12 protein-coding genes are annotated in these 15,629 nt (G+C 33.8%); 4 read left to right on the top strand and 8 right to left on the bottom strand.

The genetic code is table 11. The annotated features are described in order from the left end of the window. Positions 1-34: 34 nt before the first annotated feature. From nrdG to BN2390_RS14900, 4 genes are all read right to left on the bottom strand, one after another. A complete protein-coding gene (nrdG, locus tag BN2390_RS14885; RefSeq protein WP_053985108.1) occupies positions 35-538 on the bottom strand; it encodes an anaerobic ribonucleoside-triphosphate reductase activating protein in 504 nt (167 codons plus the stop codon). Between the two features lie 86 nt (positions 539-624). Further along, positions 625-2,745 (bottom strand): anaerobic ribonucleoside-triphosphate reductase, encoded by a 2,121-nt coding sequence (gene nrdD / locus BN2390_RS14890; RefSeq protein WP_053985109.1) that lies wholly within the window; start codon positions 2,743-2,745, stop codon positions 625-627. A 258-nt stretch (positions 2,746-3,003) separates the two neighbouring features. Next, on the bottom strand, positions 3,004-3,504 hold the full coding sequence (locus tag BN2390_RS14895; RefSeq protein WP_198524921.1) for a methylglyoxal synthase: 501 nt from the start codon (positions 3,502-3,504) through the stop codon (positions 3,004-3,006). 58 nt (positions 3,505-3,562) lie between these two features. Then, the gene (locus BN2390_RS14900) at positions 3,563-6,034 is read right to left on the bottom strand and encodes a 3'-5' exonuclease (RefSeq protein WP_053985110.1); all 2,472 of its coding nucleotides are present in this window, start codon (positions 6,032-6,034) and stop codon (positions 3,563-3,565) included. A 128-nt stretch (positions 6,035-6,162) separates the two neighbouring features. On the opposite strand from BN2390_RS14900, the gene BN2390_RS14905 reads away from it, so the two are divergent. Then, positions 6,163-7,311 carry a class I SAM-dependent methyltransferase gene (locus BN2390_RS14905; RefSeq protein ID WP_053985111.1) on the top strand — a complete coding sequence of 383 codons (1,149 nt, stop codon included), beginning with the start codon at positions 6,163-6,165 and terminating at the stop codon, positions 7,309-7,311. A 20-nt stretch (positions 7,312-7,331) separates the two neighbouring features. Next, positions 7,332-8,192 carry a S66 family peptidase gene (locus BN2390_RS14910; RefSeq protein ID WP_053986339.1) on the top strand — a complete coding sequence of 287 codons (861 nt, stop codon included), beginning with the start codon at positions 7,332-7,334 and terminating at the stop codon, positions 8,190-8,192. 65 nt (positions 8,193-8,257) lie between these two features. Here the strand turns inward: BN2390_RS14910 and BN2390_RS14915 are convergent, their stop codons facing one another. Together BN2390_RS14915 and BN2390_RS14920 are read right to left on the bottom strand one after the other, a co-directional pair. Continuing rightward, complete coding sequence (locus tag BN2390_RS14915; protein WP_053985112.1) at positions 8,258-10,219, bottom strand: tetratricopeptide repeat-containing diguanylate cyclase; 1,962 nt, start codon at positions 10,217-10,219, stop codon at positions 8,258-8,260. Between the two features lie 204 nt (positions 10,220-10,423). Further along, positions 10,424-11,242, bottom strand: coding sequence for a MerR family transcriptional regulator (locus tag BN2390_RS14920; RefSeq protein ID WP_053985113.1), 819 nt, complete (start codon positions 11,240-11,242; stop codon positions 10,424-10,426). Between the two features lie 91 nt (positions 11,243-11,333). Between BN2390_RS14920 and BN2390_RS14925 the strand changes: the two genes are divergently transcribed. Both BN2390_RS14925 and BN2390_RS14930 read left to right on the top strand, forming a co-directional pair. Beyond that, positions 11,334-12,782, top strand: a complete 1,449-nt coding sequence (locus BN2390_RS14925) for an MATE family efflux transporter (RefSeq protein ID WP_053985114.1) — start codon at positions 11,334-11,336, stop codon at positions 12,780-12,782. 23 nt (positions 12,783-12,805) lie between these two features. Next, on the top strand, positions 12,806-13,795 hold the full coding sequence (locus tag BN2390_RS14930) for an FUSC family protein (protein ID WP_053985115.1): 990 nt from the start codon (positions 12,806-12,808) through the stop codon (positions 13,793-13,795). Between the two features lie 121 nt (positions 13,796-13,916). Here the strand turns inward: BN2390_RS14930 and BN2390_RS14935 are convergent, their stop codons facing one another. Continuing rightward, positions 13,917-14,489, bottom strand: coding sequence for a hypothetical protein (locus BN2390_RS14935; RefSeq protein ID WP_053985116.1), 573 nt, complete (start codon positions 14,487-14,489; stop codon positions 13,917-13,919). Positions 14,490-14,502: 13 nt separating this feature from the next. Then, complete coding sequence (locus BN2390_RS14940) at positions 14,503-15,576, bottom strand: S-layer homology domain-containing protein (protein WP_053985117.1); 1,074 nt, start codon at positions 15,574-15,576, stop codon at positions 14,503-14,505. Positions 15,577-15,629 lie beyond the last annotated feature (53 nt).

Consider the following 15,629-nt stretch of genomic DNA (forward strand, 5'->3'; position numbering starts at 1 on the left):
ATCTTCTCCACCTGCTTCTTTCTTTTGTGTCTTTCTATTCTATGTCTAAAAGTACCTTTTTTCCTTGTACTAATGAAGCCTTTACATCAATAATTGTCTGATTACTACTTCCTCTAAACTTAAGTTTAATATCCTTCAAGCTTTCAATAAAAGGTCCATCCACAAGTACATCGCACCATTCTAAGAGTCGACGTTTCTTTTCATCCTTTAAAATAGCTTCAAAAGTATAACCTGAATACACCCAAATAGTTTGATTGGTTTCTGTTTTGATACGCTTAAAAAGGTTATATAAATCTTCATCCTGTGTTTGTTCCATAGGCTCACCACCTAAGATTGTTACACCATGAACATTTGCATCTTTTACATAGCTCATAAAAGTGTCTTCTGCTGTTTGATCCCAAATCTTACCATAGTCAAAAGCTTGATAATCTTGGTTAAAGCAATTCGGACATCTATGGGTACAACCTGATACAAACAACGTTGTACGTATTCCTATGCCATTGGCAATATCAAATTTACGCATTTGAGCATAATGCATAACAGACACCTCACTTTATATTTTATGAATGAAAGGCCTAGAAACTCTAGGCCTTTCTCCTATCTTATAAGGTGTGTACTTATCGATTATAAGTGAAGTACACGACTTTTTATTTCTTGCGTTTTACCTTTATTCCAATAATTATCTCCAAGATACCCACAGGTTCTACGAATAACATTCATCTTGTTTTGATCTTTATTGTGACAACTTGGACATTCCCATTCTAAATCATCATTTATTGTAATTTCACCTTCGAAACCACATACATGACAACAGTCTGACTTTGTATTAAATTCAGCATATTGAATGTTATGATAAATATAAGTTACGAGTTGTCTTAAGGCCTCTAAGTTATGATTCATATTAGGGATTTCAATATATGAAATACATCCACCAGTTGAAATAGGTTGGAATTGACTTTCAAACTTTAATTTGCTGAAAGCATCAATATTTTCTCTTACATCCACATGGTAACTATTTGTATAGTAACCTTTATCTGTAATATCTTCAATTTCACCAAATTTTGCTTTATCAATACGTGCAAAACGATAACATAAAGATTCTGCTGGACTTCCGTATAAACCAAATCCAAGTCCTGTCTCATCTTTCCAACGTTTCGTTGTATCATTTAATTTATGCATTACTTCTAGTGCAAAGGCTTCACCTTCTGGCTCAATATGAGAGACACCTTTCATTAGTTTTGTTAGCTCATAAAGACCTATGTAGCCTAAAGAAATGGTTGAATAGCCATCCATTAAAAGTGGGTCAATGACTTCTCCTTGTTCAAGTCGTGCAATGGCACCATGTTGCCAGTGGATTGGAGATGCATCTGATAATGTACCTTTTAAAGCATTGTGTCTACACATAAGTGCTTCAAAACATAAATCTAAGCGATTTTCCAGTAGCTGCCAGAATTTATCCATATCTCCATCTGCAACAATACCAATTTGTGGTAAATTTAAGCTTACAACTCCTTGGTTGAATCTACCTTCAAATTTATATTCTCCTTCACTATCTTTCCATGGTGAAAGGAAGCTTCTACATCCCATACATGAGAAAACATTACCTTCGTAAATCTTACTCATTTCTTTGGCTGAGATATAATCTGGATATAAACGTTTTGCACTACATTTAACAGCTGTCTCTGTTACATAATCATATTTACCACCTTCAAGGTCATTATGCTCATGAAGCACGTAGATTAATTTTGGGAAAGCTGGTGTTGTATAAATACCTTTTTCGTTTTTGATACCTTGTAAACGTTGCTTTAAGATTTCTTCTACAATTAGGGCAACTTCATCTACATAAGGATCTTCTTCTTCAATATTTAAGAATAATGTTACAAATGGACTCTGACCATTTGTGGTCATTAATGTATTGATTTGGTATTGGATAGTTTGAACACCTGATTCAAGCTCTTTTCTTGTTAAGCGCATCACTGCATCTTCAAGCTGTTTTGGGTCTTCAATTGTTCCTTCAAGTAGTCTGTAGTACTTATCTTTACTACGTCTTAGGTATTTACCTAGATGTCTGACATCTACAGATTGTCCACCATATTGACTGCTTGCAACTTGTGCAATAATCTGTGTCATAACAGTACATGCAACTTGGAAGCTTTTTGGACTTTCAATCATACGTTTATTAATCACTGTACCATTATCTAACATATCTTTGATGTTGATTAGACAACAGTTAAAGATTGATTGCATGAAATAGTCCATGTCATGGAAATGGAGAACCCCTTCATCATGAGCTTGTACAATACGTGCTGGTAATTTTTTTCTTCTTGAAATATCTTTTGATACTTCCCCTGCGATAAGGTCACGTTGTGTCGAAGCCATCATGGCATTCTTATTAGAATTTTCATTCATGACTTCTTCATTCGTTAAGTTAATGAGACCCATAATACTTTGGTCTGTTGTATTGGTTTCGCGCTTAAAGGATTGTATTGCACGGTAACTTTCATAAGCTTTTGCAGTTAATTCATGACCATTTTCAATAAGTTTCAAATAAACATACGTTTCTATTTGAAAAATTGTAGGTTTCACTTGTGACTTAGCAAAAAAGCTTTCAATTTCATCGGCAATCTTTTTGGCAATCTTTTCGTCTACAATACCACTTCCATACTTCATCGCTTTCATAATGGCATTGTAAATTTTTGTCTCGTCAAATTGGACTTCTTGTCCGTCTCGCTTAATAACTTGCATAAACCTCTCCCTCACAATCCCTTATAATATATAGGATTTAATATTAAACCCCAGTAAAATTCTAGCGTCTTATATAATGTCATTCTTAATTAATATTTATTCTTATATATGGATGACTGCTTAAAAAATATATCATTTTTGAGACGGTTTGTCTAATCCTTTTCTTTCCAAAATTTCCTAAAAAACTACATTGAAAAAGCCGAAACATTTGCCATTCTTAGGATGTTTCGGCTTAAAAATTTTTTTAATATTTTTGTCTTAAACCATTGGTTGATTATTGTCAAAAGCTTCTGTACGACTATGAATTCTCTTTGTATAATCAATGATTTTACGATTATATTCTTGTTCCATAAGTGGTGATGTTAATAAGAAATCTGCTGTAGATTGGTTTGTTGCTACAGGGATATCATAAAGGGCTGCAATACGAAGTAATGCTTTTACATCCGGATCATGTGGTTGTGATGAAAGTGGATCCCAGAAGAAGATCATAAAATCAATAGCACCTTCTACAATACGTGCTCCAATTTGTTGGTCCCCACCAAGTGGTCCACTATTAAAAGCTGTAATTGGAAGTTCTGTTTCATTTGCTAAAAGTTTAGCTGTTGTACCTGTTCCACATAAGAAATGTTTTGAAAGTTTATCTTTATTTACTTTTACCCACTCGATAATATCTCTTTTACGGCCATCATGTGCCACAAGTGCAATACGTTTTTGTTTGTTCATAGGCACAATGGTAAAGTCATTTGGTTGATTTGACATATATTCCTCCTAAGTCATTTTATTCTTTTTCTGTCTTCACTTGTATTATAAAGCATACCTAATGGTCTTGCCTATACTTTTTGAACTCTTCTTCAATTTCTTCAATTAGAAAACTCATAGGTTTGCTATTATTATAACTTAAATAAAGCTTTTTACGTGCTCTTGTCATCCCTACATAAAACAGTCTTTTTTCTTCTTCTACATAACCTTCTTGTACACTTCTTGAAGATGGGAACACCCCTTCATTACACCCTGCCATAAAGACATAGTCAAACTCTAACCCTTTGGCTTGATGCATAGTCATAACAGGGACCTTGCCTTTAAATAGTGCACTCTGCTCCACTTCACTCGCATGTAAAGCCGAAAAAGCTAATAATTTCATGCGATTATCTTCTACACAGAAATCCTCTTGATAAAGTGCTTCAGACATTTTATAGAAATCGCGTAAGTTTGCTAATGCCTCATCATTATAATGTGTCTTATAGCCACAACTATTCATTAAATACGAAATTGCTTCAAAGGTTTTACGCTTTTTAACTTCACCAATTATATTTTGAATCTGCTTTTTATAATTGGCTACATAAGGATAATAGGCCTCTAATTGACTATAGCGTACCTTCTGTGTTTTGATTAATTTTTCTATAAAGTGTGTTAACACCTCACTGGTTGCTAAAATATCTTGCAATGCATTATGATTTGGCTTTGCCTTTGTCTCAATAAGTTTGGAAAGGGTTTCTAACTTATGATTTGGAAGTTTAGGATACATTTTGTGGGCTAAATCCAGGGTATCGTATACCTCTAAATGTTCAATCACTGGCTGTTTATACCTCGCACACATACTTTCAATAATGGATAAGTCATATTTTACATTATGGCCTACTACAACTTTTCCTTCTACGAATTCTCGAAGGAGTCCTAAAGCGCATTTAATCTCCATTCCCTCTGCATCTAACTGTTCATCACTAAAACCATGAACAAAGAAAGAGTCACCTACTGACTTCGTTGGCTTCACCAACACATCTAGCTGCTCCTTGACACCATCTTTCCCATAGCAAATAGCCGCAATTTGGATAATGTCATCGGTTGTTGTATCAAGTCCCGTACTCTCTACATCTAGTACAACCACTTTATTATTTTCAAAACCTTTAATGAGCGCATAATAAGGATCATTATTCTCCGCTAAAAACCAATCATGTAATGACATATAAGCTGATTTTGTTTTCTTAAGCTCCTTAATGAGCCAGTCCTCCATATGTATCACTTGATGCTTGATGACTTTCTCAAGGGCATAACTATTTCTTTGATTCACTGTATAATTAAATACAGCAAGTAGATCCTTGACCTCTGGTCTGCGCATCAGCCTGATATCTTCAACCTTAATACAAGGAATCCCCCTTTGCTCTAAATAACGGTATACATCTTTAGCAAGTCCATTGGTTCTTGTTAAAATAGCAACTTCTTTTTCTCCGCCTGTATAGTGTTGCTTAAGAGACTGCGTAATAAGTTCCATCTCACGCGTCTTGGTTCGTCCACAAAAGACTTCAATAGGTTCTCCTATCTCCTTCACACTTGGCATAGAAAGGGTTGGATAGAGGTTACTATTGCGAATAAAGCCATTAGCTGCTTTTAAAAGAAGCTGTGTACTGCGATAATTCGTTTCAAGAGATATTTCTATAGGTTTAAAATTATTTTTATAATCTTCAATCATTTTATACGGGGCTGAACCACGCCATTCGTAAATAGTTTGATTAAAATCCCCATACAAAGCCACATGATTCTCTTGTGCTAAAATTTTAATAATATTATACTCGCGAATACTCGTATCTTGCATTTCATCCACTTGAATATAAGGATAACGCTTTTGCCACTTCGTCCGGATATCTGAGTCTTCTAAGAGATACGTCGCTTCTAAAATTAAGTCTGTAAAATCCACACAGTTATTATCTCTTAAATATCGCTCATAATTGCCTAATAGTTTCAAGCCATATTGACGTATAAAAGGATCTCTTGGCTTATGAATAGCAATGTAGTCCTTCACTACATAAGCATCCTCATGACGATGTGCTGGTTCTACCTGTAACCTGTGCTTTTTCACATTTTCAAGAAAAGTGGTCAATGTATTAACTTTTTTCCATTCTTCCGTTGTGAGGGCAAATACGATACGCCTAATGATGTCTTCCGTATCACTTTCATCAATAATGGTACATGGAAAAGCAAATCTAGCATTTTGTTTTTCTTGGTTGATCAAATAGTAGCAGAAGGAATGAAAGGTCTTAATCGTAAGTTGTCTACTACTTGCCTTATCATAAAGTGAAATACGCTGCTCCATTTCTTTTGCTGCTTTATTGGTAAAGGTAAGACACAAAATAGATGAAGGTGCTACACCCTGTTGCAATAAATAGGCTGTACGCATGGCAATGACTTTTGTTTTACCTGTACCAGCAGGTGCCAGTACTAATAAGGCATCTTTTATATTTTGCACAACCTTCTGTTGGGTATCATTAAGTGTTTTCCAATCTGCTTCAAACATGTTTGGCCTCCTTTCTTGTACCCTTATTATAGAGCCATTTTCCTTTAAAGTATAGTCTAGGTAGCGTTGCATCCATGCCTTTTTCATAGTATCATAGGAGTACTTAAACGAAGGAGCGATTTATACAAATGGAAAAAGTGATTCAGTTAATTGAAACGTCCTTACAAGAAGGACACTTTATAGATGCCATCTGGAGTAATCCACGTGTGAAACAAGACCAATATGAAAAAGTTACAGCTAAGTTGATTGAACTTAAAGGTACTATCCTTGTTCAGTGTACCCTTTATAAACAAAATAAAGCCTACCACGAAAATGTAAGCTTTGATCAAATGGGTGATTTTGTTCGTACGAACTGTAACCATTTCAAACAAATTCAACTTTATACAGCGACTGCAGATTATCAAGCCTTAGTGAATAAAAAAGGCGAAGCCAACATGAAGCGTAAAGCACCAACAAAACAGCAAATCGCTACCCTTTCTCATAACCGTCAAAAGCAGTATATCTTAAATACAGATTCCTCTAAAGGATTCTTAATGAAACTGGGTCTAATGAGTGAAGATGGGCAAATTAAACCTTCTAAATACGATAAATATAAACAAATCAATAAGTACTTAGAAACGATTGAAGCCGTAATGCCAAGCCTGGCACAAGACTTTATCCGTATTATTGACTTTGGATGTGGAAAATCTTATTTAACTTTTGCAATGTATCACTATCTTACAGAAATTCAAAATAAACAAGTTGAAATTGTTGGTTTAGACTTAAAAGAAGATGTCATTGCTTTTTGTAACAAACTTGCAGAAGATTTAGGTTATGAACATCTCAAATTCCAAGTAGGTGACATTGGAAAATATACTACAAACCAAGCGATTGATATGGTTGTTTCCCTTCATGCTTGCAATACTGCAACAGATGCTGCCCTTGCAAAAGCTGTTGGTTGGGATGCCAAAGTCATTTTAGCTGTACCTTGTTGTCATCATGAGTGTTATACTCAAATCCATACACCATTACTTGACCCTATCTTAAATCATGGCATCTTAAAAGAAAAAATTGCCTCTTTCATTACAGATGGCATGCGTTCACTTTATTTAGAAGGTATGGGCTACAAAGTTAATGTAATGGAATTTATCGATATGCAACATACACCTAAAAATATCCTCATCAAAGCGATTAAATCTAATACTGCTAACCCTAAAGCACTTGAAACTTATCATGCATTAAGCGAAGGTATGCATCTTGATTTAACCCTCCCACACTTAATTGACAAGAATCATTAATTTTGAAAGGTATGATAAAGATGATAAACATAAATAAAGGCAGTAAAGTCGGTATTGTTTGTTGTTCTAACGGCCAATCTAAGTCCAATAAAGGTAAAATTGCAGTGCTGGAGAAGATTTTAACTGGAGTAGGTCTCATTCCTGTTTTTAGTACATTCATCTACGAAAGAGATGGTGTCTTCAGTGGGTCTGGTATGGAAAGAGCAAAGGCATTGATGGATTTCTATCATGATGATGAAATCAAAGCTATTTTTGATATCTCTGGTGGTGATTTAGCCAATGAAGTACTTCCTTACTTAGACTTTGATTGTATTGCTAAAAGTTCTAAGTACTTTTGGGGCTATAGTGACCTTACTACTATTCTCAATGCTATCTATGCCCAAACAGGTATGCCATCTGTACTCTATCAAGTCAGAAATCTGATCTATGACCATGCCGATACTCAAATTGCTCATTTCTACAGTACACTCTTTGATGGAACCCATGATTTATATGACTTTGACTATACTTTCATTCAAGGTCACACTTTAGAAGGCATCGTATTAGGTGGCAATATCAGATGCTTGCTCAAATTAGCCGGTACACCTTTTTGGCCTGATATGGCAAACAAAGTTTTATTACTTGAAAGCTTTGGTGGGACAGTACCTCAAATGACTACGTACCTTAATCAACTTAAACAAATCGGTGTATTTGATAAAATAAGTGGTATCATACTGGGGACCTTTACTCAAATGGAAGAACAACAATGTGTACCTTCTATTGTAGAACTAGTAAAACACTATACAGGTGAACAATTGCCTATTATTAAAACAAACCAAATAGGACATGGCTCTGACTCAAAAGCTGTGATTATTGGCTCTCAAGTTTATTTTAAAAACTAAAAAGAAGAGGTTACGACATCTACAAACCATGTAGGTTCTTGATATCGTAACCTCTTCTTTTTTCTCTAAATAACGAACTGATTACGTCCTAAGGACTTAGCCTGATACAGCTTCTCATCTGCCTGTTTTAAAATAGTCTCTATTGCATCTACTTTATATAATTCCTCATAATATACACCAGCACTCACCGTTAGATACCTGGCTATTTTAGATGATTTATGTTCAATCCTTAGCTGTGCTAATTTTTCATATAATATTTTTATATTTTGCTCAAATTCATGAATGGGAGCTGCTGAAATAATACAGAACTCTTCACCACCATACCTAAATACGGCATCTTCTATAAAGATCTCTTTTAATACTTGAGCTACTTTCTCCAGTATTTTATCTCCTGCAACATGTCCATAGGTATCATTATATAACTTAAAATAATCAATATCTATTAACATACAGATTAACGCCTGTTCATGATAGTTTTTCACATATTCATACAAGTACTTTTTATTGTAAGTCTTTGTTAAGTAGTCTGTAATACTTTGTTGGTATAGTATGTCATTTAATTTTTTAATTTTTCTATCAGCTAAATGAATGTGTATAGTATTTACTAATATAACCAAAGCAATACTACCTACTATACATACTAAAGCTTTCCATGATAGAATAATCTTTAAACTTTTTTCATTATGTAACTTTTTAATAATCGCTCCTAATTCTGTACCATAATTAAGCGCTTCATTTTTTTCCAGTTCATCTATTTTTTCTTTTCTATAAAGTGTTGTTAATTCACTTTTCCCTAATAAGTCACCAACATAGATAATTCTATCTCTAATTGTATAATATAAATCATCTCGCACACCTCTTGCTTTTATCTTTTCTAATACATCTATATATGCTTCTAATATTAGCCTATCCCCTTCATTTTCGAAAAGTTTCAAATCTAAAACTAATTGCTGTTCCCATAGATCTACATTAGCATACATCTCATCCGGATGAAGATTGTAATATCTTCTTGCTACACCTAATGCTTGCTTTGCAGATTCAATATCTGATTGTAAAATATTAATTTTAGCTCGCAATAAATAAATCCAATTAAGCTCTTTTTGTGCCTCTCGCTCATTTAACCTGCTAGTTAATCCAATAAATTTATCTATCATCTCTTGTGCTAAATCAAATTGATTAATCATAGCATAACAATCGGCCAAATAAGAGAGATAGGTGAGTTCATTTAAAAGACTTACTTCATAATTGCCTTTTAAAAGTTCCTCATAAATAGAAATAGCCTGATTATATTTTCTTTCAACATAGTAAATATCCCCTAGGCTTTTAACACTTGCACCTTTTAATAACTCTAATTCATTTTTTTCACAAATATTTAATGCCATAATAGATTCTTGAATTGCACTTGCATAATCATTTGTTACTAAATAGATAAGTGATAAATAAAGATGATTATAGGCAGTTGTATCTGCAGAGCAATCAATCTTAAACGCTTCTTGCATGAGTTGGATTGCTGCATCCATTTCATTGTTATAGATTACTCTATTTCTCGCATAAGCTTGATACACCTTGGCAACCATATCATTATTAAGCTTTCGGGCAACTTCTATGGCCTCTTCAAATACTTCCTGTGCTCTTTCCTTCTCACCTACCTGCAAGTAACTTTTTATTTGTGAAGTTAACATTAAGACTTGGATAATAGGGTCACTATTTTCTCCTAATTGCCCTGCTACCTTTAGATAAGATTTGCTCTCTTCTAAATTTCCTAAAAGATTTTCTATATATCCTAAGAAAAAATACTGACTTTGTAATATATCAGTACTACTTTTATCAAACTCCAAAGACTGTATATCAACCTTAAACTGTAATAATTCTTCTTGTGTAAGATCATATTCTTGGTTATTTAAAACCAGTTGAGTAAATTCATCTATTGTATTGGTAATGGGGGTATTTCCCTTTTGTATACATATTAATCCACCTAAAAAAATAATAACACCTAAGATGATCATCCTTTTCCAGCTAAATGTCATCGTTACCTCCATTTCTTTATTTATAAATTTTCTATAACATAATTCAATATCCTAGTTAAGAATAATAACAATTTTGATCTCAATAATATATTTACATATTATTACTACTATAGTCTAAAAAAACTCTTTTTGCTTTTTATTGTAATGAAATGATCTTTATATGTTCTGAAATATCTTTCAATATAATAAATCATTAGTTTCAATTTATTTTTTAATCAATTGAATAGGTAAATAAATATTTCTCATTAATTTTCCTTGATTAAAAATATTAAAAAAGCTATGTTCTATAATATATACCTTTTTTTCAAAAACATATTGTTTTTCATAGTTTTGTTGTGCACTACAAATAATACTCGGAATCTTATCTAATGGTTCTAGCGTGTTCATGAGTAAGGCTTGTGGCAGGACCACCTCACATCCACCCTCTTTTTCATCACATAAATGTCCTACTACCATATCTGAAGTATCCTCTCTATTACTATAGATCCACTTTTCACCTACAATTTTCAGCTGAGTGATTCTTCCTACACCTCTATTCGTTTTCTTACTTGGTACCATTTCTTCTATATCATCCATTTTATAATCAAAGGTTGCTTCATTAAATCTAAAAACAATTTGTTCTACATATTTTATGGTATTAGGATTTTTCTTATATTCTTCTAACATCTCCTGAAAATAACAGAGTAATTTTTTAGCATATGTCCAATAATTAATCTTCTGTGTGATTTCCTTAATCTGTTTACCAATAAGACCACTATAATCATCTATATCATTGCATTCAATGAATTTAGGAATGTCTTGAATAGGTACATCTATGGAACGTAAAAATAAAATCACATTAAGTATCTCTATATCTGCAATGGCATAATACTTATATTTATTTTTCTTGTTTTCTTTTGGGCTAAGTATTCCACAACTTTCATAGTGTCTTAAAGTGTCCTTCCCTATACCCATTACTTTACAAACTTGTCCTCTTGTATATCTTGGTTCAAAAAAATATTCTTCTCTATTTAATTCTATCATACACTCACCTTCTCATTTCAAAACACCATCTTGACTATGGGCTAACCCCATAGTTTACATTATACTATAAAGTCACAAGGGAGGTATATGTATGACTAATAAATGTTCAAAAGAAACTTTAATGCGTGACTATCCTGTAAAAAGTACCTTATTAAAACTTGCGGTTCCTTCTATGATTGGTATGCTTGCTTCGGCACTTTATAACTTGGTAGATACAATATTCGTTGGGATGCTTAATAGTACCAATTCTATGGCCGCAGTTTCGGTTTCATTTCCGTTTTTTGTTATTTTAATGGCTATCGGAACAATGATTGGTGTAGGTGCGGCTTCTTGTGTTGGACGCCTATTAGGCGCTAATAAAAAAGCTTTGGCAGACCGTGCAAGTGGATTGGCACTTTTGCTCTGTATTGCTTTCTCCGTAGGTATTATGATTATTGGATTTTTATTTATGAATCAAATTATGACCCTAATGGGTGCTTCACAAGAAGTACTACCTTATGCCAAATCCTATTCTAATTGGTTACTTATTGGAGCCATTTTTACCATCTCCAATTTAGTTTTCAATAGTTTGTTACGTACTGAGGGCGCTTCTAAGATGTCCATGTTTACAATTATCATAGGTGCTGTTGCAAATATTATTTTAGATCCTATTTTTATGTGGAGCTTTGGTCTTGGTCTCGCTGGTGCAGCCATTGCTACTGTCATTAGTCAAGCTATCTCTACAGTATTGATGCTTAGCTTTTATCTTAGAAAAAAATCGCTTATTGTGATTAACCTCAATACATTACTCACGCGTACTCCTGAGGATTTTTCTATTGTAAAGCAAATCTTCTCCATAGGTTTTCCTGTTTTTATGACACAGTTCTTGGCGGCTATTGCTTTTACTGTACTCAATGCAACTGCTGCTGTATTTGGTGCGCCTGCACTAGCTGCAATGGGCATTGTCAATAAAATCTATACCATTATTACACAAATGGTAGGCGGTTATACCAATGCCTTCTTACCTTTTGCTTCCTATAACATAGGTGCTAAGCTTTATCTTCGTGTGAAAGAGTCCATTTTCTTCTCACTTGGCATTACCTTTTTATATAGCATAGGTATTATTGGCATCATTAATCTCGTTCCTGAATTCTTTATTCAACTTTTCACAAAGGATCCAGAAGTGATTCAGCTAGGTGTAAACTGCCTTAAAATGCAAACTTATTTATTAGTAGGCTATTCTTTTATTTTTGTCATGACCGCTGTTTTCCAAGCTATGGGCGAATCTAAAAAACCTACTTTTATCTCTATTGCACGTCAGGGCTTGCTCCTTATTCCTTTTACACTTATTTTACCTCGTATTTTCCAACAGGGTGTACCACCCCTCATTGAAAAGTTAGGTAGTTACCCTATGGAATCTGGACTTTATGGCCTAATGCTTGCTCAGCCTCTAGCTGACCTGATTACTTTGTGTGTCTGTATCATCTTTTGCGTTGCAACACTTAAGAAGCTCAATGGACTTTCTCATTCAAAAAACGATGCTGAATCATTAAACTTATAAACATTTTATATTTATATTAAGGAGTGATTATTATTACTAAGCAAAAACTTATTTTCAATCTCATTATTCTCGTTCCCATTATGCTCATTGTAGGACTTTATTCCTCTTTCTTTGGCAATGATAATAAATTAGTCAGTATTATATGTATTGCTCAGTCTATGATGTTTCTTAAAAAGAATCTTTGCTATGATAAGAAAACTTCTGCTAAGATTGTTTTGTTTCTCTACTTCATCATCAGTATTTCAACCATTGTGAGCCAATACAGCTTAGTATTAGGTATCTTATTTAACTTTATAACTATTGCTACTGTTATGTACTTTACAACTGAAGATATTCCTAGTGGACTTTATTCACTCTTCCTTCTGTTTTATGTCTTTATGGAAGGTACACCTATTGTAGATGGTACAGTTTTCTTAAGAGTTGCAAGTATTCTTGTATGCGGTATTCTTGCTAGCTTGATTATTTATAAATGTACGCCAGCTGACTATACCAACCCAACTCGTCCAACACAATTAAAAGCACTTATTCACCACTTAAAAGAGAAAGAACCAACAAGGTATTTCTTTATTATTAGAATGACACTTGCACTCACTATTGGAATGGCTCTTGGCAATATTATAGGCCTTGAAAAAGGGATGTGGATTAATGTAACCATTCTCTCTCTTACACAACTCTCTTACAAAGAAACAAAAGAACGTATGCCAAAACGTATTACTGGAACACTTATAGGCATCCTACTCTTTGTCATCGTTTTTAATCTCATTCTCCCCCCTTCACTCACTTTAATGGGTGTTATTATAGGAGGTTATTGCTCAAGTGTCGTATCAAGCTATATCCCTAAAGTGAGTTTCAACACTATGCTCGCTTTAGCTTCTGCCATGGGTGCTATAGGTTCTCTTTCTGCTATATCTATCCGTTTTGGGTATATGATTCTAGGGTTATTCATTACCATTTTACTTACCTTATGCTTCTATAAAAGAGAACAACATTTGCAGAACGAAATCTGTTCTTAAATGTAACTAAATCTCTAAAATAGAAAAGTCCAAGTATTTCTATCTATTTGTTAGAAATACTTGGACTTTTACTCTACTCATAAACTCACTAACATTCATTTTTTATAGGCAGCGTTCTCTTCTATTCAATATATATAAGGCCTATTATACAAGATAAATCTACAATATCTATTTTCCCATCATTATTCATATCGAACCACAAAGCCTGTTTCCACATTTCTTCGTCCTCTTGCTCACCATAATAATATGCTGCAAGAGCTAATTGCCCAATATCTGTCTGTCTACTGGATTTAAAAATAACAATAGCATTATGTAACACAACTACTATTTCTAGTCCTGCTTCTTCTGTTTGTATATGTATACGTGCCTCTTTTGCCTCTCTACATACTGTATTCAATTTTTCTTTATCTTCTATTTTATAAGCCCCCGGAGTCGTTCCTATGGGTGCTTCCTGTACAAGCCAATCAGCATGTTGAATAAGTTTATCTAGTAAGATAATGGCTGCTGGAGTAGTCTGCTCATCCTCCGGCTTTATACCTAGTTGTCCTTCTGTAGTTGCTGCCATTTCTACTTGTTTTTTTATAACTACAGTAGACTGTGGCTGTATAGCATAAGTCACTGTTACCTGGGCTGGTAGAATCATTGTAAGTACATATACCCAAATCACAAGAGTTATCAATCTTTTTTTTATCATTTATTTTTCTCCCTTATCCATGATTTTCTAATCCTAGATATCTACAAAGAATAGCAGCGATTTCTGCTCTTGTAATGTTTCCTTGCATATTAAGTTTTGCCTTTTCATCCCCTCTAATAAGGCCTTTTTCAATAGCCCATGCTACATCCACTTCTACCCACGCTGGTACTTGATCTGCATCTTTATAAGGTGCTAATATCTTTTCATACCCTCTAAGTTCTTCATACGTTCCATTCTCTTTTTCTATTCTCGCTAGAATAGCTAATGTCTCTGCTCTTGTAATAGATTGTTGTGGTTTGAAAGTACCCTCTTCATATCCTTTTAAAAGACCTCTATCTGCCATTTTGAAAATACTTTCTGCATACCACTCATCTCCATTAATATCTTCAAAAGTACTAACTTTCTTATTTTCCACTATGTTACTTACTATGTTATATTCTTCAAGAATATTATTAAGAATCATGGCCATTTCTGCACGGGTTAATTTGTCATTTGGCTTAAATAATATTTCTGTTTTTCCTATCATGTATGCTTCATCTACAACTTGACTTATACAGCTTTCAGCCCAATGCCCTTTAATATCTTCTAAATTTTGACCTTTATCGATCACTTTAATAGGAATAGTTTGCTCTACTTTAAAGTCTTTTGCATTACCTTTAGAGTCTACTACTTTTACTGATTCTAATTTTATAGTATATATGCCAGGTTCTTTCGCTTTAAACTTAAATTCAGCTAAATCAATTGCCCCATTGTCACCAGCTTTTTTACCCATTTTAGTAAAACCAAAATAGACCTTATCATCGGTAGCTTTAGTCGGCCCTGCCAAAAAACCTTCAGCAAATTTCACCTGTGGTTTCCCTACTATTTCTAACTGACTTTCATCAAAGCTTAGCACCACTTCAAACCCATATAAATCTGTAATATATTCTCCTTTAACATTAAGGCTAAAAGGCATATTGCTTTTCGTTTTTACTTTTTGTTCATCACACTTAAATGTTGTTGTCGCCCCCCAAACAGGCTGTGCTGGTACTAAGCATAGCATGATTATACTCATAGTAATGATTGTTATCCATATGTTTTTTTTCATCTACTTTCCTCCCTCATTCATTTGAGTAAGCATCTTTTAAAAAAGAGATGGCT

It is taken from the genome of Niameybacter massiliensis, from assembly GCF_001282685.1.
In the GTDB taxonomy this organism is placed as follows: Bacteria; Bacillota; Clostridia; order Lachnospirales; family Cellulosilyticaceae; genus Holtiella; species Holtiella tumoricola.